Annotated in this window: 19 protein-coding genes; 9 read left to right on the forward strand and 10 right to left on the reverse strand. The window is 69.8% G+C overall.

Annotated features, from left to right (window positions below):
- Nucleotides 1–236: 236 nt before the first annotated feature.
- Nucleotides 237–533 carry a hypothetical protein gene (locus tag AB0F88_RS13130; RefSeq protein WP_362681709.1) on the reverse strand — a complete coding sequence of 99 codons (297 nt, stop codon included), beginning with the start codon at nucleotides 531–533 and terminating at the stop codon, nucleotides 237–239.
- A gap of 210 nt (nucleotides 534–743) precedes the next feature.
- On the opposite strand from AB0F88_RS13130, the gene AB0F88_RS13135 reads away from it, so the two are divergent.
- Both AB0F88_RS13135 and AB0F88_RS13140 read left to right on the forward strand, forming a co-directional pair.
- Nucleotides 744–1052: a hypothetical protein gene (locus AB0F88_RS13135; RefSeq protein WP_362681712.1), complete on the forward strand. Its 309-nt coding sequence runs from the start codon at nucleotides 744–746 to the stop codon at nucleotides 1050–1052.
- A 28-nt stretch (nucleotides 1053–1080) separates the two neighbouring features.
- A complete protein-coding gene (locus tag AB0F88_RS13140) occupies nucleotides 1081–3069 on the forward strand; it encodes a hypothetical protein (RefSeq protein ID WP_362681715.1) in 1989 nt (662 codons plus the stop codon).
- A 14-nt stretch (nucleotides 3070–3083) separates the two neighbouring features.
- Here the strand turns inward: AB0F88_RS13140 and AB0F88_RS13145 are convergent, their stop codons facing one another.
- Entirely contained in the window at nucleotides 3084–3557 is a 474-nt protein-coding gene (locus AB0F88_RS13145; protein ID WP_362681718.1) for a hypothetical protein, read from the reverse strand.
- Between the two features lie 492 nt (nucleotides 3558–4049).
- Between AB0F88_RS13145 and AB0F88_RS13150 the strand changes: the two genes are divergently transcribed.
- The 3 genes from AB0F88_RS13150 to AB0F88_RS13160 all read left to right on the forward strand — a co-directional run bounded on the left by AB0F88_RS13150 (nucleotide 4050) and on the right by AB0F88_RS13160 (nucleotide 6134).
- Nucleotides 4050–4877, forward strand: coding sequence for a helix-turn-helix transcriptional regulator (locus tag AB0F88_RS13150; RefSeq protein WP_362681721.1), 828 nt, complete (start codon nucleotides 4050–4052; stop codon nucleotides 4875–4877).
- The gene (locus AB0F88_RS13155; RefSeq protein WP_362681724.1) at nucleotides 4868–5074 is read left to right on the forward strand and encodes a DUF397 domain-containing protein; all 207 of its coding nucleotides are present in this window, start codon (nucleotides 4868–4870) and stop codon (nucleotides 5072–5074) included. The genes AB0F88_RS13150 and AB0F88_RS13155 overlap by 10 nt, the downstream gene beginning before the upstream one ends.
- A 121-nt stretch (nucleotides 5075–5195) precedes the next feature.
- The gene (locus tag AB0F88_RS13160; protein ID WP_362681727.1) at nucleotides 5196–6134 is read left to right on the forward strand and encodes an NAD(P)H-binding protein; all 939 of its coding nucleotides are present in this window, start codon (nucleotides 5196–5198) and stop codon (nucleotides 6132–6134) included.
- 81 nt (nucleotides 6135–6215) lie between these two features.
- Here the strand turns inward: AB0F88_RS13160 and AB0F88_RS13165 are convergent, their stop codons facing one another.
- Nucleotides 6216–7184: a helix-turn-helix domain-containing protein gene (locus AB0F88_RS13165; protein ID WP_362681730.1), complete on the reverse strand. Its 969-nt coding sequence runs from the start codon at nucleotides 7182–7184 to the stop codon at nucleotides 6216–6218.
- A 174-nt stretch (nucleotides 7185–7358) separates the two neighbouring features.
- On the opposite strand from AB0F88_RS13165, the gene AB0F88_RS13170 reads away from it, so the two are divergent.
- The 4 genes from AB0F88_RS13170 to AB0F88_RS13185 all read left to right on the forward strand — a co-directional run bounded on the left by AB0F88_RS13170 (nucleotide 7359) and on the right by AB0F88_RS13185 (nucleotide 13710).
- Complete coding sequence (locus AB0F88_RS13170) at nucleotides 7359–10805, forward strand: S8 family serine peptidase (protein WP_362681733.1); 3447 nt, start codon at nucleotides 7359–7361, stop codon at nucleotides 10803–10805.
- 160 nt (nucleotides 10806–10965) lie between these two features.
- Nucleotides 10966–11271, forward strand: a complete 306-nt coding sequence (locus AB0F88_RS13175; RefSeq protein ID WP_362681736.1) for a LysE family transporter — start codon at nucleotides 10966–10968, stop codon at nucleotides 11269–11271.
- 63 nt (nucleotides 11272–11334) lie between these two features.
- A complete protein-coding gene (locus AB0F88_RS13180) occupies nucleotides 11335–12273 on the forward strand; it encodes a MerR family transcriptional regulator (protein WP_362681739.1) in 939 nt (312 codons plus the stop codon).
- A gap of 123 nt (nucleotides 12274–12396) precedes the next feature.
- Nucleotides 12397–13710: a hypothetical protein gene (locus AB0F88_RS13185; RefSeq protein ID WP_362681742.1), complete on the forward strand. Its 1314-nt coding sequence runs from the start codon at nucleotides 12397–12399 to the stop codon at nucleotides 13708–13710.
- Between the two features lie 63 nt (nucleotides 13711–13773).
- Here AB0F88_RS13185 and AB0F88_RS13190 read toward each other — a convergent pair whose 3' ends face one another.
- The 7 genes from AB0F88_RS13190 to AB0F88_RS13220 all read right to left on the reverse strand — a co-directional run bounded on the left by AB0F88_RS13190 (nucleotide 13774) and on the right by AB0F88_RS13220 (nucleotide 22000).
- Nucleotides 13774–15759, reverse strand: a complete 1986-nt coding sequence (locus tag AB0F88_RS13190) for a hypothetical protein (RefSeq protein ID WP_362681745.1) — start codon at nucleotides 15757–15759, stop codon at nucleotides 13774–13776.
- A 333-nt stretch (nucleotides 15760–16092) separates the two neighbouring features.
- Complete coding sequence (locus tag AB0F88_RS13195) at nucleotides 16093–16581, reverse strand: hypothetical protein (RefSeq protein WP_362681748.1); 489 nt, start codon at nucleotides 16579–16581, stop codon at nucleotides 16093–16095.
- A 35-nt stretch (nucleotides 16582–16616) separates the two neighbouring features.
- Nucleotides 16617–17159, reverse strand: coding sequence for a hypothetical protein (locus tag AB0F88_RS13200; RefSeq protein WP_362681751.1), 543 nt, complete (start codon nucleotides 17157–17159; stop codon nucleotides 16617–16619).
- A 362-nt stretch (nucleotides 17160–17521) separates the two neighbouring features.
- Nucleotides 17522–17797 (reverse strand): helix-turn-helix transcriptional regulator, encoded by a 276-nt coding sequence (locus AB0F88_RS13205; RefSeq protein WP_362681754.1) that lies wholly within the window; start codon nucleotides 17795–17797, stop codon nucleotides 17522–17524.
- A complete protein-coding gene (locus tag AB0F88_RS13210) occupies nucleotides 17797–18294 on the reverse strand; it encodes a DUF2975 domain-containing protein (protein ID WP_362681757.1) in 498 nt (165 codons plus the stop codon). Before AB0F88_RS13210 ends, AB0F88_RS13205 begins: the two co-directional genes overlap by 1 nt.
- Nucleotides 18295–18580: 286 nt before the next feature.
- Nucleotides 18581–19615, reverse strand: coding sequence for a hypothetical protein (locus tag AB0F88_RS13215; protein WP_362681760.1), 1035 nt, complete (start codon nucleotides 19613–19615; stop codon nucleotides 18581–18583).
- A 243-nt stretch (nucleotides 19616–19858) separates the two neighbouring features.
- The gene (locus AB0F88_RS13220; RefSeq protein ID WP_362681763.1) at nucleotides 19859–22000 is read right to left on the reverse strand and encodes a family 16 glycoside hydrolase; all 2142 of its coding nucleotides are present in this window, start codon (nucleotides 21998–22000) and stop codon (nucleotides 19859–19861) included.

The following is a 22000-nucleotide window of genomic DNA, read 5'->3' on the forward strand; positions in this document are numbered from 1 at the left end:
TGCTCGGGCCAACCCGAGCCATGATGGCACCGACACCGCTGCTCAGACTGCCATCCGCCGTGTTCGGCCGAGGTCGTGTTCGAGGGCTTCGTCGGTGTCACCGTCGTCGACGCGGTGGCGATTCGGCACGGAACCGACTCGTTCGTTCCACTGCCATCCGCCCCGCCCGCTCTCACCGGTGCGGCGGGAACGCGGCCGGCCCTGCCGATATGGATGATTGAGGCGGAAGCGTATGGTCAGCGGTCCGGTTGTTGGAGGCGCCGGATCTGGAGGCGCAGCTCTCGTTCGCGGTGCTCGCGTCGTTGCTCGCGGCGTAGTTCCGATTCGTCGGCGCTCTCGCGGTCCCAGCGCGCCCGGATCCGCCGGATCTCGTACAAGGCGACGCGGGACAGCCAGATGACGCCGATCACGACGGCCATGAGGATGGTCACGTGACCGGCGAGGAACAGCACGAAACCGGCGACGAAATATATCCAGTACGCGGTCTTGACGGCGGTTTCTATCGTGTCGATGTGCTTTTCGAACAGGGTCATGCGTTACTCCGATGGTGGTGGGTGGAGTAGCCGCTCCGGCATGAGAGGGAATGACCGAAATACCAGTTCCGTCCGCTCACGGGGTCATAGACCCACTGGCGGAAGCGCGATACCGGTCGAGTACGGGACTTGCCGACTTAGACGATCAATACCTAACCTGGTATGCGACTTTCTCCTTCATCACGGGGTCATGAAAAGGGCGGGGGTGGCGTGGCCGAGCGGATGGTGCCCAGTCCCCGGCACGAACGGCTGAGGCAATTGCTCGCCGAAGCCGAATACCGGGCCAACGAGGTGCGGCAGGCATACCAGCGCGCCTCCTCGGCAATGCGGTCGGGACAGGTGTGGACGGGGCCGACGGCCACCACCTGGACTATCGAGCTGGAAGACCGGAACCAGCGGCTGGGACGGCTCGCCCAGAGCGTGGTGGACGCGGTCGAGGAGGAGCTGCGCCGCTCCCCTCCGCTGGTGACCGAGGCCGAGGCGAACGCCATGCGCCGGGAGATGGCCGGACGCACGTGACCGTCATGACCATGAGGGGGACCGTTCCATGCCATCGAGCGCCGAATTCTGCGGCATCGACCCCGAACAGATGGGTCAGCTCGCCACCTCCCTGCGCGGCGCCGCCGACAAGCTGACCACCTTCAGCAAGGAGTTCGAGGGAAAGCTTCGCGAGAACGGGGTCGAGACCCCCGCACTCCGGGAGATCACCGACATCGCCGACTGGGGCGGGAGGCAGGTCTCCATGCTCCACGGCCGGATCGACCTGATCAACGCCCTGGGCGACGGCGCCCCGGAGCTGGGCGGAGCGGGCGGCGCGGCTTCCGTGGCGGCGGGCGGGCAGGGGCTCATCCGCCTTCCCGACGAGCTGAAGGACTATGACCTCGCCCAGGGCCTGGCCAGGATGTACGGCGAGGACATCCTGGTGAACTTCCACAGCGACCTGCAGGCCAAGCTCATCCACGAGCACATCGACGACGTCGCCAAAATCGCCGAAAACCCCCAGGCCGCCGCCGCCTTCTTCGCCCTGCTCTCCCCCAAGGTCCGCGACGCGCTGCCCAGCATCATCGCGGCCAGCGGCAGCAAGACCGCCAAGCAGGACCTGGCCACCTTCAGCAAGGCCCTCGGCGCGGCCCTGAACGCCCCTACCCTCGTCCCGGCCTTCGCCAAGGTCAGGAGCGACCTGGTCAAACCGGTCGACGGCAATATCGTCGCGTGGAACCGGCTCGCGCTGCTCAAGGGCGCGAACGCCCCCTCGTCCATCCGCAGCGCGGCGGCCCGCGCGCTGGTCCTGGACGAGTTCGCGAAGAGGCCCGTACAGGAGTGGCGCGCCGGATCCCTGGGCGGCAATAAGTACGACCTGCCTGACGACCTCGTTGCCATGGGCCTGGAGGTGCTCGACGGCGACGGCGCGGCGGTGCGGGACGCCTTCGCCAAGATGGGCGGAACCGACGTCAAACTCAGCCAGGTCGACAAGATGAAGCTGTTCCTCGACTACGCCAAGGGCGTGGGCACCGGGGACGAGGTGGCCGACGCATTCGGCCGGGCGATGGAGGCGGGCACCGAGGCCAAGACCGAAAAGGCCGGCCAGCACAGCCCAAAGGCCGCAGCCTTCGCTCTGGACCTGATAAAAGTCGCGGGCACCTTCGGTGCCGACCTGCCCTGGCCCGCCAAGGATTCCATGGGCGTGGTCGCGAATTCGTATGTCCATGAGATGGTCTCGGGCGGACGCTTCGACAGGGCCGCCGACCGCTCCTCCGGCATGCAGATCCCCCAACATTGGGAAGCCCTCCCCGGGGTGACCCCCGCGTTCTACCTCAGTCCCGGTGACACTTCTCAATTCATGAAAACCTTCGTTGGAGAGGACAAGGTCGCTGACGCGTTCGACTCGACGGTGGCGAAGTTCCGCTATGACGCCTTGCTGAGCGCTGCCAGACTGGACGCACAGGGCAACACTGATTACTTCCGTGACATTTCATTGATGTTCGGTGATTTCGGCAGCGTCGCGTTCAAGACGGCAAAAGACGTGCTCGGCGAAGAAGACGCCATCTCCGATATGACCCGAGATATCACCAAAAACACCGTCGGTTTGATGCTCGGCGGGGTTAGCTTCACGAAGCCTGTATTCGAAGTTGGCTGGGAGTTCACCCAGGCTTATATCGTCAGCACCGCATCGGATAAGTGGGCCGACAGTTTCGAGACACAGGTCCAAGCGGCCACAGAGACCCGGGCCGACCTGGCCAGACGCATGAAGTACGAAATGGCGTACCTTCTCCACAGTGGCGGCTATCCGGCGAGTGAACCTCCCAGTGAACTCCTCAGCGCGGCCACCGGAAATCTCAAAACATATGACGAACTCGTGGCCGAGGCCAGGAGCGAGGCCGTCGGCGACAAGAAGTGGGAACAGGTACTTCAAACAAAGCTGGATGCCTACGATGGCTGGATGGACGATAACGCAAGCCTTGACAAAAAGGTCGAGCATTCCTCACGATTCCAAACCAGCGACCTGGCCGAGAATCTATTGAAGACCCCGAACTAAAATGGGAAGATCTCTTACCGTGGAAGACAAGCGGTCTGTGCGTGCAGCCGCCAGGTAGGCGCTTCCGGAGCCACATAAACGTTAACCATCACTCCCACCTCCTTGCTGCCATAGATAAACCGCCCCTCCGGCGCATCTACCTGGCTGATGTCATACTCCACCTTGTAGCCCAAGATTCGGGAAAGCGTGTTCTCCATAACCCTTTGGGCTTTATCTAGGCGGGAATCCTGTGATTCGTTGACGCGTTCCTCGTCGGCCGTTGCCCGCAATACTCGCTTGACCTTCTCTTCACCGCAAGGAAGATCCTTGTCCGGACGCTGTACGATTCGCAAATTCATGAGCGGGTTCTTGAAGACGTCGTCGGTTTCCAGGCGCTGCGTGTCCCTCTGCAACTCCGCTGCCGCGTCCTTCAAAGATGGTCCGGAAGCACATCCTGCGGTCACCATCACCAGCGCCAGACCGACGGCGAGTAACCGGGTTGAGCGCATTTGGAACCTCCGGGGGTGGTGGGCGCCGGGACGTATCAATCTTTACCCACTCGGCACGTGTTCGCCACACCCTTTCCATACTCGTTCGTCAGCCATGGGGAGTTGCCAGGTCACGCCGACCGCTGTCGTCAGCCAGGACAGGAGCATGTCCTCGCGGGTTGAAGCCGTGATCCGTTCGGCCGGCGGCTCGCTCGTCGTCATGGTTTCGCCTTTCTAATGCTTTCCGATGCTCGCGATGGGAGACCGAAATAGGGCTATCTCATTCATATCCGACCCGATTCGCCTCCGGCCAAGAAATTGGTTTACCGCTTTCTTATCAACACTTTCACGAGGAGGATTCCTGTGCCTAGAATGCCTTATCGGTAGTCGACCGACTACTGGATAGGCAACCCAGGATAGAGCGGACCATGACAGTCGTTGGTTTATGCAGACTGGATTCGATATCATCAGCCGACCAATAAGTCCGTTTTTTCTAATTCGGGAGGAAACGAAATGGATGAGGTGCTGCCCCTCGACCCTGGATCCCCTCGCGTGCGGTTCGGCGCCGAGATGCGTCGGCTGCGGGAGGCAGCCCAGCTCTCGCAGTCCTCCGTAGCCCGGCGACTCGGCTGCACCCAGACTCAGATAAGCCGCCTGGAGGGAGCTACCCGCACACCGTCGAAGTCCGACGCGGAGAAGCTGGACGAGCTCTTCAAGACCGCTGACGGCAACGCCTTCACTCGCCTCCGTCAGCGCATCCTGGCCCAGCCCGGTGGCCCGATCTGGTTCCAGAGCTGGGTCGAGGAGATCGAGCCGACCGCCCTCGTCCTACGTTCTTGGGATCCCCTCCTCGTTCCCGGCCTTCTCCAGACAGAGTCCTATGCCCGCCACGTTCTCAGCCAAGAACCCCGAATGACCTCTCAGGAAGTAGAGGAGCGCATTGAGGCCCGGGTTCAACGTCGCTCCATCCTGGAGCGGGACGACCCGCCCCTGTTCCTGACTCTCATCGACGCAAATGTGGTGCGCCGTCCGGTTGGGGATTCTGAGGTTATGTGCGGTCAGCTCGACTACCTACTGGAGGTTGGCCAGAATCCCGCTGTTTCTATCCAGCTTGTCGATCAGAGATGCCTACCAGGACTCCTGGGAGCTTTTATGATCGCCGAGCTTCCGGACGGGCAGCCAGATGCCATCCATGCCGACTCATCGGCGGAAGGGCATGTCTCGACTGATTCCAGTCTTGTGGCCTCAATATGGAACCGATATGAGGCGATACGGCGATGGGCTTATCCTGATCACATGTCCCTCAAAATGATCGAGGATGTGAGGCGGGAATGGACCTGAGTGCCGCTATGTGGCAGAAGTCATCACGTTCCGGATCGAACGGTGGTCAGTGTGTCGAGGTGGCCTCCAACCTGCCCGGGGTGGTCGCCGTTCGCGACAGCAAGAACCCCGGTGGCCCCAAGCTGCTCTTCGCCCCCGCCGAGTGGAAGTCGTTCATCGGCGGCGTCAAGACCGGCGAGTTCGACACTTTGACCTGACCTTTCATCCCTTCGGCTCGTCGATCGCCGTGCCTTCAGGCCGGTCCTAGGTCCATGGTCCGATGCGGCAGGCGCGGGATGGGACGTAACGTCGGCCTCTCGTCCGCAGAGAGGTAATCCAATGACGTTTCTGGTGACCGGGGCGACGGGCAAGGTCGGTCGGCACGTGGTCGGACACCTGCTCCGTGCGGGTCGGAGGGTACGTGCACTCACCAGGGATCCGGCCGGGGCCGGCCTGCCGGAGTCCGTGGAGGTGGTGCGGGGCGATCTCACCGATCCCGGCACGCTGGGGCCGGCCTTCGACGGTGTCGAGGGCGTGCACCTGCTGACCGCGGGCGGCGACGACTACGCCACGCTGCGGACCGGACCGGAGTTGGCCGGGCTGGCAGAGAAAGCCGGAGTGCGGCGGGTCGCGCTGCTGTGGAACGGCCAGGTGGGTCCGGTGGAGGAGGCCTTCGCGGCGAGTGGTGTCGAGTGGACCGGGCTGCAGGCGGTCGACTTCATGAGCAACACGCTGGCCTGGGCGTCGGCCATCAGGGCGGAGGGCGAGGTGCGTGAGCCGTTCGCCGACGTTCCGGGCGGGGTCGTGGACGAGGCGGACGTCGGCGCCGTTTCGGCGGCGGTGCTCGTACGCGGCGGCCACGCGGGGAGGACATATGCGCTCACGGGGCCTCAGACGCTCAGCCAGCGTCAGCGCCTGGCCGCTATCGCGGAGGCGACAGGCCGTCCGCTCCGCCTCGTCGAGCTCACCGAGGAGCAGGCGCGCCGGCGCTGGCGGCAAGCGGGACACGGTGAGGAGCTCATCGAGTTGCTCGTCTCCTGGCAGCGCGACCCGCCGCCCGAGTCCACCTTCATCTCGCCCGCGGTGCGTGAGATCACCGGTCGCGAGCCGCGTTCGTTCGCGGAGTGGGCCGCCGAGCACGCCGCCCACTTCGGCGCGGAGCCCGCGGAGGCCCCGACCCTGAAGGTCCAGACCCTGAAGGCCACGGAGACCCTGAAGGCCACGGAGACCCTGAAGGCCACGGAGACCGCGGAGACCCTGAAGGCCACGGAGTCGTAGGACCTGGATCTGGACCTCCGCGCCGGAGTGGGTCGTGTCGGTGAGCCACTTCGAGTGTCGGTGAGCCACGTCGAGCAGGTCCTAGATCCACCCCCGCCGGGTGGCCTCCATCGCGACCTGGAACCGGGTCTGCGCCCCCACCCGCTGCATCAGCTTGGTGACGTGCCGCTGCACGGTGCGCTCGCTCCATCCCAGGGCCCGGCTGGCGGCCTTGTCGGTCGCTCCCGAGGCCAGCAGCGTGAGCAGTCTCGCCTCCTCCTCGGACAGCGCCTCCGCGTCGGGGGAGTTCAGCTGGACCGGGACGCTGCGTGTCCACGTCGTCTCGAAGAGGGCCACCAGCGCGTCCAGGAGCGGGGAGGGGTGGATCACATAGGACGCCGCGATCATGTCGTCCACGGGGCTGAGCAGCGGGATGATGGCGAGGCGGTCGTCGGAGATGGCGAGTTTCATCGGCAGGTCGGCGGCGATCCTGGCCTGCTCCCCGTGTCGCATCCCGGCCGTGACGTCCTCCAGCCAGCCGGGGAGCGCGAGCGCGCTCCTGTCGTAGATGACCCGGTACTTCACCCCTCGCTTCAGCAGGGCGAGTTCCACCTGGTTCGGCTCCCTGTGCGCCTGCGGGGCGGCGTAGGGCGGGCGGTCGAACCCCCGCATCTGGGTCCGGGTGTTCTGCTGCATCTGCACCCAGTGGTGGTTGACCTCGTCGCGTCCCGAGACGATCTCGATCAGGTCGCCCGGATGGGCGAACCGGGTGCCCGCGCGGTACATCTTGACCAGCGTCCCGATGTGCAGGCGGACGTCGCGCAGCCCGGCCTCGCGCTCGCGCAGCACGGCCTCCAGCCCGCTGTCCGGTGAGACGGCGACATAGCGGACGGGGCGTCCCGTGGAACGGGTGGCCAGGCCGAGGTCGACGAGCGAGCGCAACGTCCGTCTGGCGGCTGACACCGGGATGTGACAGTCATGGACGAGTTCGGAGACCGTCGCCTGCGTCCTGCGGACGAGTGCGTCGTACACCGCCTCGTCCTGCCGGCTCAACCCGATCGCCTCAAGCATCACACTCTCCTTGCCTGTACGGTGAGCTCCGGCACCGGGAACAGCCCGCCACCTCGCCTGTCGTGTTTACGTCACCTGACAGGAACTCGCCTCTGACCCAGCTTGTCAGGGGATGACAGCTGATGCCAGCGTTCAGGAGCATCACAGCGCGCACCTGAACGAAGGAGTCCCTCCATGTCGCTGTCCGCCCTGCGCTCTCGCGGGCAACGCCTGTCACTCGCCGCACTCCTCGTCCTGGGATCACTCGCCACGGCCCTGCCTGCGGCCCCGGCCATGGCACAGCAGCCCTCGGCGGAGAAGCCTCCCGCTGAGCCGGCCCGGCGAGGAAAGATCGCCCCTGAGCTGATCGACCGCACGAAGACCGCCGGCGCACGTGCCGACGACCGTGTCGAGGCCGCCGTCGTGCTCCGCGCGGGCACCGGTCTCAGCTCAGCGGACCCGAGCGAGGCTCGCAAGGCCCTGACCGAGACGGCCAAGGCCGTGCAGGCCCCCGTCGTCCGGCTGGTCGAGTCCTACGGGGACCAGGTGCTCAACACGTTCTGGATCAAGAACATGGTCCTCGTCCGGGCCAGGCCCGCCACCCTGGAGGCGCTGGCCGCGCTCGACCTGGTGGACCGGATCATCCCCAACTTCGAGCTCAAGGCCCCGCCCGCGCCGCGCGGCGCCGCGAAAGCCAAGGAAGGTGAGTCGGCCTGGGGCATCGAGAAGATCGGCGCCGACCGGGTGCGGAAGGAGCGCGGGCTCACCGGTGACGGCGTGCGCGTCGCGGTCCTCGACACCGGTGTCGACATCGCCCACCCCGACCTCACCGGCAAGCTCGTCACCGACGACGCGTCGAACCCGTCCTACCCGGGCGGCTGGATCGAGTTCGGCCCGGACGGCAGGCCGGTGCCCTCCTCACCCCACGACAGCAGCTACCACGGCACGCACGTGGCGGGCACGATCGCCGGCGGGAACGCGTCGGGCACGCAGATCGGCGTCGCGCCCGGTGCCGAGTTGATGGCGGGCCTGGTCATCCCCGGCGGTAGCGGAACGCTCGCCCAGGTGATCGCCGGCATGCAGTGGGCGATCGCGCCGTACGCCGCCGACGGCACCCCCGCGGGCAAGCCCGCCGACGTCGTCAGCATGTCGCTGGGCGCGGAGGGCTACGCCGACGAGATGGTCGAACCCGCCAGGAACATCTACCTGGCCGGCGCCTTCCCGTCCTTCGCCATCGGCAACGAGTGCCTCGAAGGAGGGTCGGGCAGCCCCGGCAACGTCTACGAGGCCGTGTCCGTCGGCGCCACCGACGCGGGCGACGACGTACCGGAGTTCTCCTGCGGCGGGGTGGTCCGCAGGACCGACTGGATCGACGCGCCCGCCGAGTGGCCCGAGTCGTACGTCGTCCCCGACATCTCGGCACCCGGCGTGGACGTGCTCTCGGCCCTGCCGGGCGGTGAGTACGGATCGCTGAGCGGCACCTCGATGGCGACCCCGCACGTCTCGGGCACGGTCGCGCTGATGGTCGAGGCCCGCCGCGACCTCGGCGTCGACGAGGCGCTGGGCATCCTGGCCGGTACGTCCTTCTTCGACGGGCGCTACGGCGAGCGCCCGAACCCGCGCTTCGGCGCGGGACGGATCGACGCGTACGCCGCCGTCGCGGAGGCGGCTCTCGCGAGCGGCGTCCGGGGCGTCGTCACCGACGAGAAGACCCGCGAGCCGCTCGCCGGCGTGACGGTCACCCGGACGGACACCGGCCGGACCGTCGAGACCGACGAGCGCGGACGGTTCGAGGTGCGGCTGGCCGCCGGATCGTACGACCTGACGCTGTCCAGGTTCGGCTACCGGCAGGAGACGGCCAGGGTCGGCGTCACGGCGGACCGCTTCTCCGACGTCCGCGTCGCGCTGGACCGGACCCGCAGGGGGGAGATCTCGGGGCGGGTGAGTTACGGCCCGACCGGCTCGACGGTGCCGGGCGCGACGGTCACGGTGCTCGGCGTGCCCGACAGCCTCGTGGCGACGACGGACCTCAACGGCCGTTACACGATCCGCGACGTGCCCGAGGGCGACTACCAGGTCGCCGCGGCGGCTCCCGACGTGTCGAGGTCGGAGCCCGCGAAGGTCACCGTACGCGGGACGAGGCCCGCGCGGGCCGACTTCGCCCTCCCGCGGCCCTCGGCCACCGAGCGCGTCTCGGTGACCTCGGACGGCCGCCAGGGCAACGGTGAGGCGTGGTGGCCGAAGATGAGCGCGGACGGCGAGGTGGTGACGTTCGCCAGCCCGGCGTCCGGCTTCGTCCCCGACGACACCAACAACGACCTCGACATCTTCGTGACCGATCTGCGTACCCGGGCGATCGAGCGGGTCTCGGTGGCCTCCGACGGCGCCCAGGGTGACGGCTTCTCGCTGAGCCCGACCCTCAGCGCGGACGGGCGCCTCGTCGGGTTCGGCAGCGGGGCCACCAACCTCGTGCCCGGGGACACCAACGTCCAGACCGACGCCTTCGCCCACGACCGGGAGACGGGGAAGACCGAGCGGGTCTCGGTGGCCTCCGACGGCGGCCAGAGTGACGGGCTCTCCTCGTCACCCTCGTTCAGCGCCGACGGCCGCTTCGCCGTCTTCAACAGCGACGCCACCAACCTCGTGCCCGGGGACGTCAACGGCCGGACCGACGTCTTCGTCCGCGACCGGACCACCGGCAAGACCGAGCCCGTCTCGGTCGGGACCGGCGGCGCCACGGGCGACGGGAACTCGCGCGAGCAGTCCATCAGCGCCGACGGCCGCTTCGTCGCCTTCGAGAGCCAGGCCACCGACCTCGTACCGGGAGACACCAACGGGCACGCCGACGTCTTCGTCCGCGACCGGCAGACCGGGAAGACCGAGCTGATCCCCGCGCCGGAGGCGAGGGAGGCGAGCAGCCCGTCGATCAGCGCCGACGGGCGGATGGTGGTCTACATCGCGAGTGGCGGGATGGAGGGCTACCAGATCTACGTCCACGACCGGCAGACCGGCACGAGGAGGCTCGCGTCGGCGGCGTCCGACGGGAGCATGGCCAACGACTGGTCCTTCGCCCCCTCGCTGAGTGACGACGGGCAGACCGTGGCGTTCTACACCTACGCCACCAACCTCGCCGCCGGTGACACCAACGGGCGGACGGACGTGTACGTGCGCGACCTCAAGGCGGGCACCACCACGCGGGTCTCCGCGGGTCCCAAGGACGTCGAGGGTGACGGCTCGGCCGGCATACCGTCGATCAGCGGGGACGGGCGGTACGTCGCCTTCGAGAGCAGCTCCGCCAACCTCGTCGGTGACGACACCAACCGGAAGTCCGACATCTTCGTCCACGACCGGACTCCGGGCCCCGAGCCCCGCTTCGCCCTGGCCGACCTCGACGTCAGCCCGGACCACACCCGCCCCGGCCGCCCGGTGCGGATCACCGCGTGGGTGAAGAACGTGGGAGAGAGGGCGGGCGGGTACGACGCCGTCCTGCGGGTCGACGGCGAGGTCGAACGGCGGCAGACCGTCCAGGTCCGCGCCGACAAGGCGGTGCGGCTCTCGTTCGACGCGCGCCGGAGCGACGCGGGGACGTACACCGTGGAACTGGGCCCGCTCACCGGCCGGTTCGTGGTGGCGGGCCACTGACGGACCGTGAACGGCCACTGACCGGACGCGGGTGACACCGCTCCGCCAGGTGACCTCGCCCCCGGCCGGTCGCGGCGCACCAGCCCGCGACCGGCCGGGGGCGAGGATTCTCACGCCGGAAAGAGGACTCCCACGCGGGAACCGGAAAGAGGACTCCCACGTGGGGAAGAGGATTCTCACACCGGAAAAAAGGGGCTTCCTGCTCTACCTCGGGCTGAAGGCCGCGGCCTTCATGATCGCTTTCTATCCCCAGTTCGTACCGGCCGACCGGCCGCTGTTCTCCACCACCGCGCTCCTCGCGCTCCTGCAGGTGGCCGTCGAGATCGCCCTGTACCTCGCCCTGGCGGCGGTGGTGGGGCGCGCGGGCGCGTGGTTCCGCAGGCCCGTGGTCCGTCGCCGGCTGGAGGCCGTCAGCGGCACCGTTCTCATCGTCCTGGGCCTGCGCATGGCCGCCGCGACCCGCTGACGCCGCGCGGGCTCGTACCCTCCTGCTTGCACCTCCCCCAGAGGGAGGCGCCAGGGTGGGGGCATGAACGGCGACACGCTCTACTCGATCGGTGATCTGGCCCGGCGGACCGGGCTGACGGTCAAGACCGTTCGGTTCTACTCCGACCGCGGGATCGTGCCGCCGACCGGTCGCAGCCCGGCCGGTCACCGCCTCTACGGCATCGACGCCGTCGCACGCCTGGACCTCGTACGGACGCTGCGCGACCTGGGAGTGGACCTCCCCACGATCCGCAGGGTCGTGGAACGGGAGATCTCGCTTCCCGAGGTGGCCGCGGCGCACGCCGAGGCTCTGGCGGTGCAGATCCGGACGCTGCGCCTGCGGCGCGCGGTGCTGACGGCGGTGACCAGGCGCGGGTCCACCCCCGAGGAGATGGATCTCATGCACAAGCTGGCAAAGCTCTCCGAGGACGAACGTCGGCGCCTGATCGGCGACTTCCTCGACACCGCCTTCGGCGGCCTGGACGCCGACCCCGGATTCGCGGGGATCAGGCGCTCGATGACCCCCGAACTGCCCGACGACCCCGAACCCGAGCAGGTCGAGGCCTGGGTGGAACTGGCCGAGCTGTCCCAGGACCCGGAGTTCCGCGGCGTCATGCGGCGTCTGGCCGAGCAGCACGCGGCCGAGCGCGCCCGGGACGCCACCGGCGGACCGCGCCGCGATCCCGTCGCGATGGTCCGCGACCAGGCCGGCCCCGCGCTGGTGGCCGGCATCGCCCCTGCCTCGCCCCTGAGCGATCCGGTCGTCGCGGCGGTCACGGCACGGTACGCGCACGTCGTCGGCCGCCCCGACGACGCCGGTCTCCGGCGCCGGTTGCTGGTCCGGCTGGAGAGCGCGAACGACCCCCGCAGGGAGTCGTATCTCCGGCTGCTCTCAGTGATCAACGGCTGGCCGGCCCCGGAAAGCCTGACGCCGGTGCTCGACTGGTTCATCCAGGCCCTGCGCGTCCGCACACCGGGGTGACGCGCTCCTCGGCGGCGGACGCGGGGTGGCACCGATGCTCGAGCGGCCGTGCGTCGTTCCCGGATCCGCCCTACCGTTGGGCTCCCGGACCGGATACGCCGGATACGGGCGAAGGCGGGACTCATGCGGCGAACGGGCGCGGTGGCGGCGGTGGCGGCGGCGGTGGCGCTCGCGCTGGTCTCAAGCGGGTGTACGTCAGGGGCGGGCGATCCGGTGAGCACGCCCACCGTCGCCGCCGTACCCGTGGTCTCGCCCGCCGGCAGGAGCGGGAAGGCGGTGGTCGTCTCACCGGAGGACTGCCCCGAGCCCGCCCGTGCCGCCGACGGCTTCCGGACGGCCTCCGTCCGGCCGAGCTGGAAACCGCTCTCGGTGACCGAGGAGGAGGGCACCCTCCACAGCGGCGCGATGGCCTCGGACGGGGTGTTGTGGGCGCTGCACGACACGCGGAAGGCCCCCATGACACTGAGGCGGTGGCAGGACGGCCGATGGGAGACGGCAGCCGCGCCGTCCAGGGTGAAGGCCGTCAAGGCCCTGGCGGCGAGTCCCGGCGGCGGGATCTGGGCGGCCGAGCCGGGGGCCGGGTCGTGGCACGGAACGGGAACGTGGAAGGTGGGCGTACGCGAGGGAGACGGGTGGCGGGAGCTGGCCCTGGCCCTGTCCGATCAGGAGATGGGGAACAGCGTCGCCCACGCGCACGGCGGCTGGGTGAGCTTCGGCAGTGTCGCCGTCCACTGGGACGGCGCGAGCTGGAAACGGCTGGCCCTGCCCGTCGGCCAGAGGCCCGAGGGAGCCACCGACGCGTACCGGCTGTTCGGATCGGGCGAGGAGCTCTGGGCCGTACCCACCGAAGGGTCCAAGGCCGTACGGCTGCGCGACGGCGTGTCACAGGTGGTGGAGTTCGCGCTGCGGATCGACGCGAAGGAGGCCGTCCACGGCTCCCAGGGCGGCGCCTTCCGCCCGCAGGCCGTCGCGGTCACCGGTACGGACGAGACGTGGGTGCTCGGCGCGGCGGCGTTCGGCACCCACTACCTGGACGAGAACGAGGACACCGACGCCGGACGGCTGGTGGCGCTGCGCCACACGCGGGGCAGGTGGAGCTGCACGTGGGGTCCCTTCCATCGGGAGGAATTCAGGGGCGCGTTCACCGAAGCGGTGCCGGACGGGGACGGCGGGCTGTGGGCGGTGACGGCGGAGTCGACGCTGTGGCACCTGCGCGGCGGGCGCTGGACCAGGGAGCGCCTGCCGGTGGACGGCGGGGCCGGAGAGCATCTGCCGGTGGACGGCGGAGCGGGGGAGCGCCTGCCGGTGGGCAAGGGCTCGGAGCCGAGCGTCACCGACCTGGTGGCCACCGGCCGCGAGATCTACGCGCTGGGCTCGGTCACCTCGGGGGGGCGATCCCACGGGGCGCTCTGGCGCACCGGTCAGGCCCGCCCCTGAGCCCGGCACTCCCCCGGTACGCCCAAGCCCCGGCAAGCCTCACGGTCGACCCGCCCAGTGCGGCTATTTCGGCTGGTAGCAGCAGAGGCGACCAGTTCGTAGTGTCATGCGCAGTTCCTCGCCGAGGACCGGGTCGGCGGCGGCGATGCGGCTGACGGCGCGCCGGAGGGCCTTGCCGACCGAGACGCGGGCGCGTTCCTCGTTGCCGGTGAAGTTCCGGGTCCGCCCGGCCAGACCGGTCGCGGACGCCAGCTCGTCGATCAGCCAGTCGCGCTCGGCCCGCAGCCGCTCGGCCCGGACGACGTCGTTGGCGGACTCGTATCCGTCGATCTCCTCCTGCAACAGCGACAGCCGCTTGCGGTAGGCCCTGATGGCCTCCTCGTCCAGGGCCGGCTGGGCGGTCCCGGTGCCGGCGTCCACGGCCGCCCCGCCGCGAGGTACCGGGCCCGCGGCCAGCTCGATGGCCGGAATCTCGTACCGGGGATTGGCGAGCAGGATCGCGAGGTAGGCCATCCCCAGGCTGTGCTCGACGTGCGCGCTCCGCGAGCCCAGCCCGATCCTCCACCGGCGGCCTTCGCGCCGGCACTCCATGAGGGGTAGCCGCCCGCCGTGCCCGGCGGCGGTGACGGCGGCGTGCGGTCCCCTTCCACCGGGCAGGACCATGCCCAGCTCGGCCGCCTCGCTCGTGGCGACCGCCATCTGCCGGCCCGCCTCGGCGGCGTCCCCGGTCCCGGCCCGGAGCGCCAGCGCCTGCGCCCACCGCACGCGCGACAGGACCGCCGCCGGCCAGTGCCCCATGGCCAGATTGCCCCGTACGGCCATCTGCAGATGCTCGACCGCCCGCTGGGCGTCGCCCATGGTCAGCGCGGCCACGCCCAGCGCGTGCCGGGCGGAGCCGAAGCACGCGACGCCGAGACTGGCCACCATCGGAAGCCCGGTGAACGGGCCGAGCAGCTCGTAGGCCGCCGCCGAGGCCTCGGTGTCCCCCAGCAGGTGCGCGGCCTCCACGACGCCGTGCATGGTCACCAGCCAGCTGCTGGATCGGGGCAGCAGGGCCAGATCGCCGCCCCGCAGCCGCGCCAGCGCGCCGGCCGCCTGCCGGTGGTCTCCGGCGGTGGCCGCGGCGACCGCCAGCGCGGCCAGGTAGGAGTTGTCCACGGCGCTGAGCGTCGGCGAGTTCACCTCCTCGGCCAGCATCGGGACCAGCTCGGCGATGCGGCCCTGGTACCAGCGGATGGCCACCATCTGCGCGCCGTACCAGCCGGCGGCGTCCGCGTCGCCGGCCCGCCTTCCCCGTTCGGCGCAGGCGGCCGCCTCGGCCTCGGCCTGCTCCAGCCGCCCCGCGCGGATGCCGAGCATCACATCGATCGCCCGCACCACGAACCCGATCGCCAGGTGGTCCCGCTGGGCCAGCAGGCCGCGCAGTTCCGCCAGGTGGCGTTCCGCGTGCGGGTCCGCGTCGAGAACGTGGTCGACGGTGCGCCACAGCAATCCCATCAGCAGATCGCCACGGCACGAGGTCCGGAAGCCCGCGGCGATCAGTTCCCGGGCGAGTTCGTGCCGCGTCTCGCTCTGGCCGGGACCCAGCAGGCAGTGGTGGGCCAGGCTGACCGCCTCGCTCCACGCCGCCGGATCGCCCGCCCGCCTGGCCTCCTCCAGCGCGGCGAGGACGGCGGTGTGCCCGCCCGACCGGTAGTCGGCCTCGGCGGCCAGCCGTACCCTGAGCCGGAGAGCGGGTGACGACCGCGGGTCCACCACCGACAACGCGTGCCGCAGCCGCGCCTCGATCGACGCGGCGGCCATGACACCACGGTGTTCGTGCACCCACAGACCGGACAGTCCCAGCGCCGCGAGGGCCATCGCCTGACCGTCGCCCTCGCTCTCGGCCGCGCGGTACGCCGCGTCGAAGCACTCCCGGCTGGACCGCAGGTCGCCCTCGACGCACCGGGCGTGTGCCCCGGCGAGAAGCAGCGACCCGGTGTCGTCCGCCGCCGCCGACGTCACCCCGTGGTACGGCGGGCAGCCGCCGGTGCGGGACCGGCGGGACACGGGGCCTCGCCACCCCCTGTCCGCTTTGTCGTGGGCCGGGTCATGGACCAGGACCGGTGGCCGGCGATCCACGGCGGGCCTCAGCTCTCGGTGAGGCGGGACGCACGCCCCTCCGGGCCGGCGGGCGAGGCGGGGGCCGCACGGTCGGCGGCGTCCGTGGCGATCTCCACAGCGGCGGGCATGTCAGGACTCCTCGGATCGGTGTGCGATCAGGCTGCCGCCGGGCGGTTGCACTCGTCTTGCAACGTCCTTGCGTGCGAATCGCCGTCCCTGTCGCATGCCCTCACCGGGGTCCGACCTCCGTGCCACTCACCTCCGGCCCGGGATCCGGGATCAGTAACGGCCGTGCACCGTGTTCGTCCTCTTCGTCATGCGGGAGTATCCGGGGGCGTTGAAGACGACCTTGGCGTAGACCTCGTCACCGGCGCCCTCCAGCGAGGAATCGTCCTCGTCGAGGAGGGAGCACCGGATCGTGGGGGCGGAGATGATGATCAGCCCTCCCCCGTTCCGGTCCGATCCCGCGCTCAGCTGCGCGTTGCCGGCCTTGTACAGCCGGTTGTCGTAGACGGCGTCCTCACCCCAGATCTCGACCTGAGCCGTCGCGCCGTTGTCGACCAGGTACTGCGCCTGGGCCTGCGTCATGCCGACCTTGCCGAAGGTGAGGACCTTGCAGCCGGCCGCCTCCTTGGTGATCGTCAGCCGGGCGGTCAGGACGCCGGGTACGTCGGCGGCCTGGGCGGGCGCGGCCGCGAGACCCACGGTCAGCGCCGTGGCGGCACCCAGCGCGGCGGCCAGGCGGGCGACTCTCTTGACTGCGGACATCATCGTTCCTCCGTTGTTCATCTGAGCTGGGACCTTCATCCGAGCTGGGACCGACGCGACTGCTTGCGCGTCCTGACGTAGCGGTTGGTCGCGGGAAGCCAGCACGTCACGACGGCCAGCAGCGCGCCCAGGGTGGCCAGGGCGGCCAGGAATCCGGTGATCGGGGACACCATGTCCGTGAGGTCCCTCAACCCGAGGAGAACGACGACGGGGGTGAGGACGCTCAGCACGACCCGGGCCCACGTCCTGCCGTCGCGGACGGGCAGCAGGAGCAGGACGAAAACCGCCGCGAAGAAGAGCCAGACGTACGCCCGGGCCTGGAGAGAGCCGAACGCGGCCTCCACCGCGGCGTCCACGACGGAGCCCACGGCATCCGGGCCGACCTCGACGCCGAGTTCGTCGCGCACGTAGCTCTGCAGCAGACTTCTGCCCGCGATCAGGGAGACCGCCGCCGACGACAGCATGGACGCCGCGGCCACCGCGGTGGCCAGGGTGGCGGTCAATAACGTCCCCGGCCTGCGGGGTTTGTACGCGCTACCGCCCGCCGTCTGGCGCGCGGTGGGAATGTGGTCGGTCATTTGTCTTCCTTTCGATGTTTCGTACGGCTCATCCGCAGAAAGGCGACGTTCCGTGGAACGCGCCAATCCGCTCTTCGGGAGAAGGACCGGCGAGCCGGATACCCCCAAGGTGTTCCATCCGGTTCCACCGCCCGTTCCATCTCGGGCCCGCCTCTCCTCCTCAGCGGGCTCCGTGGTGTCCTCGGCGCGGCGGGAGCGACCGGGCGGGGCACGACCACCGGCGGCACGAGCAGTCCGCCGATCGGCTCGGCGGGGTACCGCGGACCCGGTGTCCGGGCGGGAATCCACGCGGCACCGTCCCCGCAAACACGAAGGGCCCTGACCTGTTCACACAGGTCAGAGCCCTTCCCGGGGTTCGCTCGTCACCCGTCCGCGACGTCCGCGCCCTCCCTGACGTCCGTGACGCCCCCGACGTCCGCAACGCCCATGGCGTCCACGGCCTCCCAGCGCAGCAGGTCGCCCGGCTGGCACTCGAGCACCTCGCAGAGCGCGGCGAGCGTCGTGAAGCGCACCGCCTTGGCACGGCCGTTCTTGAGCACCGCCAGGTTGGCGGGCGTGATCCCGACGCGGTCGGCGAGCTCGCCCACGGACATCTTCCGCCTGGCCAGCATCACGTCGATGTCGACGGTGATCGGCATCAGATCACCTCTTCCAGCTCGGCCCGCATCCGCGCCGCCTCGACGTCGCGCGCGACGGCCTGGGCCAGCAGCATCCGCAGCACGAGCACGATGAGCGCGACCCCCAGGATCGCCACGACGACCCCGCATATCAGGAGGACCACCCCAGGGGCGACGGGGTCGCCCGGCGCCAGGAGGACCGCGTACGCGAACACCACGAGGGCGGCCGCCACGAGCGCGCCGATCACGATGTGCACGTACCGGAAGGCGGCGTGGGAGAACACGGTTCCGCGTCGCACCATCGTCACGAGCCGCCACACGCAGACCAGGACGACCTGGACCGTCACGACACCCAGGACCGTGATCACGAGAAACGGGGTGCGCAAGTACGCGTAGTCCGCGTTGAGCTGCTCCATGTCGATGGCCAGCAACGGCACCATCACCGCCTGTACGAACACCGAACCGGCGAGCAGCACCACGAGCACGGCGCGCAGCGCGAGCACTGTCAACTTTCCCATCGTCTCCCCTTCAATCGACTAGCGATGGAAATGTATCGATATTCGATAGGCACGGCAAGTTTTCAGGCCGGTCGGGGAGGTGAGACTCCGGTACGGGCGCGGAACTCCGGTACGGGCGCGCGGACGATCGGTGGTCGCCGAAACGCGCGAGCGGTCTCACCGGAGAGGTGGTTCCCGCCGTTTCCGGGCGCGACGGAGCGCTCCGGCACGTCTTCGCGGCGCTCCGGCACGCCCGGAGCCGCCGGGCAACGGCTGCGCGCGTCCCCGGCGGCGAGCTAGCGGCGTTTCAGGATGAGCACCTGTCCGCAGGGACGCGAGAGACGTCCATCACCATGTGCCTGTTGCCGGAAGCCCGCCAGAAGAGGAGCGGGCCGCCCGGCGCGGAGCCGCCGAGGCGGATGGGATCCGGCAGGTCGGCGGCGTCCGTCTGCTTCCGGGGCGGGTCGATGAGAGCCGACAGCCCCGTGCAGCGGTCGTACAGCACGGCCGCGGATCCGAGGGTTCCCACCGACCTGCCCGTGGACAGGATCAGGGACTCGCCGCCACGGACGAAGGGCGGGTCGAAGAACCCCAACCTGTCGTGCAGCAGGGCCTCCGCCATGTGCGTGCCGGGGACGAGCGTCCTGCCCGAACCGTCCACCCGCTGCATGACGACCTTCGTCAGCTCGTACATCGCCGGTTCGAGCTCGCTGACGCACCACTCGGGTCCGCAGCGCCTGGAGAGCCCGCCCGTGTCCGCCACCTCGCGGCGTTCGCCGGTGGCGAGGTTGAGCAGGCTGTCCCGGCCGTCGTGTGCCCACGGCCAGGAGGCCATGTAGTGGTGCCCCTCGCTGGAGACCGACTCCACCGGCCCTCCGGCGAGGGAAACGCGACGCACGGCTCCCGGAGAGTGCGTCCACCAGATGACATGGCCGTCGGCGATCTCGAAGCCGGCGAGAGCCGTCGGAGAATATCCCTGGCCGGGGAACTCGGCGAGAAGTTCGCGGGGCCCGCCGGAAGCGGGCATGGCCCAGATCTGCATTCGCGCCGGAGCACCGTCGCCGCTCACCCGCGCCATCCACGCGACGTGGCCGTCCCCGGAAGCCGCTTTCGCGATCCAGTGCCCGGCCGGTCCCTCCGGAATCCTGGCCAGCACGCGGTGCCGGCCGGTCCACCGGTCGTAACTCACCAGGACGGGATGCCTGCCGCCGGGATTGGCGAGGAGGACCTCGTGCGAGCTGAGCATGACCATCGGCTGGACCGCGCGCACATCCTTGATCCACCCCGGTGTCTCGAAGAACGCGTCCGGCCACACTCTCTCGGCCTGCGGGAAAGCCGGCACTTTCGGCAGGGTCGCGGGGCGGGCCGGAGGTTCGTACGGGGTCGAGCACGCGGAAGCCGTACCGGCCGCGAGCGTGAGCGCCAAGGACAGCACGAGAAACCGCGAACACCTCAAACGCCTCATGGGCAGTCTGACGTGTGGCCGCTCCGGCGGGTTCCCCCGGCCCGAGAACCCCCTGCGGGCATGAAGGCCGTCCGGAACCTCCCGGTCCCGGACGGCCACGCACGCGCGGCGCCGGGAGTCCTAAGGCGCCGTGACCCGCAGGTCGTCGAGGGTCGCGGTGCTGGAGTGCATGCGGAGACCGACCTTGCCGGCCGTCAGCTCGGCGGCGGGGGCGGTCCAGGTGAGCACCTGGTTCCCGTCGACGAAGCCGGTGACGGTCGAGCCGGACACGGTCGCCCTGAGCGTGCGGAACGCGCCGGGAGTGATCGGGACGGAGGCGCCGGCGACCTGGGTCAGCGTGCCCCCGACCTTCCTGTACAGGTCGGCGGTGTCGGTGCCGTCGTTGAGGCGGAACAGGTAGAAGTTGGCGGCGTCGGCGTACCGGAGGACCAGGCCCGCGTTGGCGTTCGCGTTGTCCAGCCGGACCCGTCCCTGGACGGTGTAGTCGGTCCAGCCGGCGGAGCCGGTGACGGACAGGCTCTCCGCGGCGGCGGTGGAGGTCTGGGAGTACGCGCCGCTCGCGACCGACCACGAGCCGCCGGTGCTCGTCCAGCCCGCCGCGTCGCCGTCGCCGAAGTCGTCCGACAGCAGGGTGGTGGCGGGGGCCGCGGCCGACTCGTGCGCGCCCCGGTCGGGAGAGCCCTGGTAGAGCGCGGTCCCGAAGAAGTCCTGGGTGCCGGGCGAGGAGACCGCGACGCCGCTGTCGATCCCGGGCGAACCCGGCTGGAGCTTGTAGGCGCCCGCGGAGGCCAGTCCCGACGCGCCGCCCGGCGCGACGAACCGCGGGCTGGCGATGATCTTGTACGGGTCGTTGGGCTGGTTGGCGTTGGTGCCCGAGTAGAGGTTGTGGTCGTAGGTGACGTTGCCGCTGATGCTGTAGGCCCCGCTCCCCTGGTTGACGAAGACGTTGTTCGTGTAGGCCACCTTGCCGGTCGACGTCCCGGTCATCTGGCCGGTCTGCCCGGCCGAGCGGTAGAAGACGTTGTTGTGGACCTTCAGATCGCCCGACCCGCTGACCAGGTGGAACACCCCGACGCTGCGGTCCAGGTCGTTCTGGGAGATGTTGTAGCGGAACACGTTGTCGTCGGTCTGGTCCATGACGAGCAGCGTGCCGCCCTCGTTGTCCTGGCTGTAGTTGTACTGGTAGACGCTGCGGTAGACCCGCTGGTCGAAGTCCCAGGGCTGGCCGTCGCCGTCGAGCCTGCGGGTGCGGAAGGCCTGGTTGAACTGGAAGACCGCGTCGGTCGTGGCGTACATCCACTGCGCGGCGACGACCGCGATGTCGTCGAGGTAGGGCAGGGTCGAGGTGGTGGACTCACCGATCCGGTCGGTGGTGTTGCGCTCGACGAGCGGGGCCAGCCCCGACCGGACGAGGATCCCGTCGCGGTGGATCCGGGTGACGGTGTTGCCGCGGATCACCAGGTCGCGGAAGGCGTCGAGGTCGTGCGCCCACGTGGTGTTGAGCAGCGCGTCCGTCATGGTCTGGATGCCGGTGTCGGCGACGTTGTCGACGGTGTTGCCCTCGATGAGCACGTCCGTCCAGGTGCTCTCGGGCCCGGTGGAGGTCCCGCGGGCGTGGAAGTTGATCCCGCCGGTCCGGCGGTCGGTGCCGAACACGTCGTGGATGTAGGTGTTCTTGACGTGGATGTGGGTGAAGTCCCCCGCGCCGGTGCCCTCGCCGACGACGAGGACCCCGCTGCGCCGCCGGTCGGTGGGCTGCTGCCCGCTGGTGATCTCAAGCCCGCCGATCTCCCAGTGCGAGACGTTCTTCAGCCGCACCCCGAAGCCCTCGCCGTCGACGGACGTGTCGGCGAAGTCGATGCGGGGCTTCGCCCCGGTGCCGTACTGGCCGAGGACGATCGGCGCCCCGGCCGCGCCCGAACCGCGCAGGTCGAGGTACTGACCGGTCCAGACGCCGCCGGACCTGAGCAGGACGCTGTCGCCCGGACCGAAGGTCTGGGCGTTGACCTTGCCGAGCGTCTTCCAGGCGGTCGAGGAGGAGGTCCCGGCCGCGCTGTCGGAGCCGCCGGTCGCGTCGACGTAGTAGGTGGTCCCGGCGGCGCGTACGGTCGCGGTCACGTCAACGGCGGGGGCGCGTACGGTCGCGGTCACGTCAACGGCGGCGGCGCCACGGACGGTCCCGCCTCCGGCCGCGTGGGCGGGCTGGGGCAGGAGCAGGGCGGCGACGAGCGCCAGGACGGCTGCGGCGTTGGGGAGCCCCAC

This window comes from Streptosporangium sp. NPDC023963, assembly GCF_040639135.1.
GTDB lineage: Bacteria > Actinomycetota > Actinomycetes > Streptosporangiales > Streptosporangiaceae > Streptosporangium.

What these genes read in the sequence shown, in the direction of transcription:
- AB0F88_RS13130 (WP_362681709.1), bottom strand. Translation starts at nt 533, where the DNA reads ATGACCCTGTTCGAAAAGCACATCGACACGATAGAAACCGCCGTCAAG.
- AB0F88_RS13140 (WP_362681715.1), top strand. Translation starts at nt 1,081, where the DNA reads ATGCCATCGAGCGCCGAATTCTGCGGCATCGACCCCGAACAGATGGGT.
- AB0F88_RS13145 (WP_362681718.1), bottom strand. Translation starts at nt 3,557, where the DNA reads ATGCGCTCAACCCGGTTACTCGCCGTCGGTCTGGCGCTGGTGATGGTG.
- AB0F88_RS13150 (WP_362681721.1), top strand. Translation starts at nt 4,050, where the DNA reads ATGGATGAGGTGCTGCCCCTCGACCCTGGATCCCCTCGCGTGCGGTTC.
- AB0F88_RS13155 (WP_362681724.1), top strand. Translation starts at nt 4,868, where the DNA reads ATGGACCTGAGTGCCGCTATGTGGCAGAAGTCATCACGTTCCGGATCG.
- AB0F88_RS13160 (WP_362681727.1), top strand. Translation starts at nt 5,196, where the DNA reads ATGACGTTTCTGGTGACCGGGGCGACGGGCAAGGTCGGTCGGCACGTG.
- AB0F88_RS13165 (WP_362681730.1), bottom strand. Translation starts at nt 7,184, where the DNA reads ATGCTTGAGGCGATCGGGTTGAGCCGGCAGGACGAGGCGGTGTACGAC.
- AB0F88_RS13170 (WP_362681733.1), top strand. Translation starts at nt 7,359, where the DNA reads ATGTCGCTGTCCGCCCTGCGCTCTCGCGGGCAACGCCTGTCACTCGCC.
- AB0F88_RS13180 (WP_362681739.1), top strand. Translation starts at nt 11,335, where the DNA reads ATGAACGGCGACACGCTCTACTCGATCGGTGATCTGGCCCGGCGGACC.
- AB0F88_RS13185 (WP_362681742.1), top strand. Translation starts at nt 12,397, where the DNA reads ATGCGGCGAACGGGCGCGGTGGCGGCGGTGGCGGCGGCGGTGGCGCTC.
- AB0F88_RS13195 (WP_362681748.1), bottom strand. Translation starts at nt 16,581, where the DNA reads ATGTCCGCAGTCAAGAGAGTCGCCCGCCTGGCCGCCGCGCTGGGTGCC.
- AB0F88_RS13200 (WP_362681751.1), bottom strand. Translation starts at nt 17,159, where the DNA reads ATGACCGACCACATTCCCACCGCGCGCCAGACGGCGGGCGGTAGCGCG.
- AB0F88_RS13205 (WP_362681754.1), bottom strand. Translation starts at nt 17,797, where the DNA reads ATGCCGATCACCGTCGACATCGACGTGATGCTGGCCAGGCGGAAGATG.
- AB0F88_RS13210 (WP_362681757.1), bottom strand. Translation starts at nt 18,294, where the DNA reads ATGGGAAAGTTGACAGTGCTCGCGCTGCGCGCCGTGCTCGTGGTGCTG.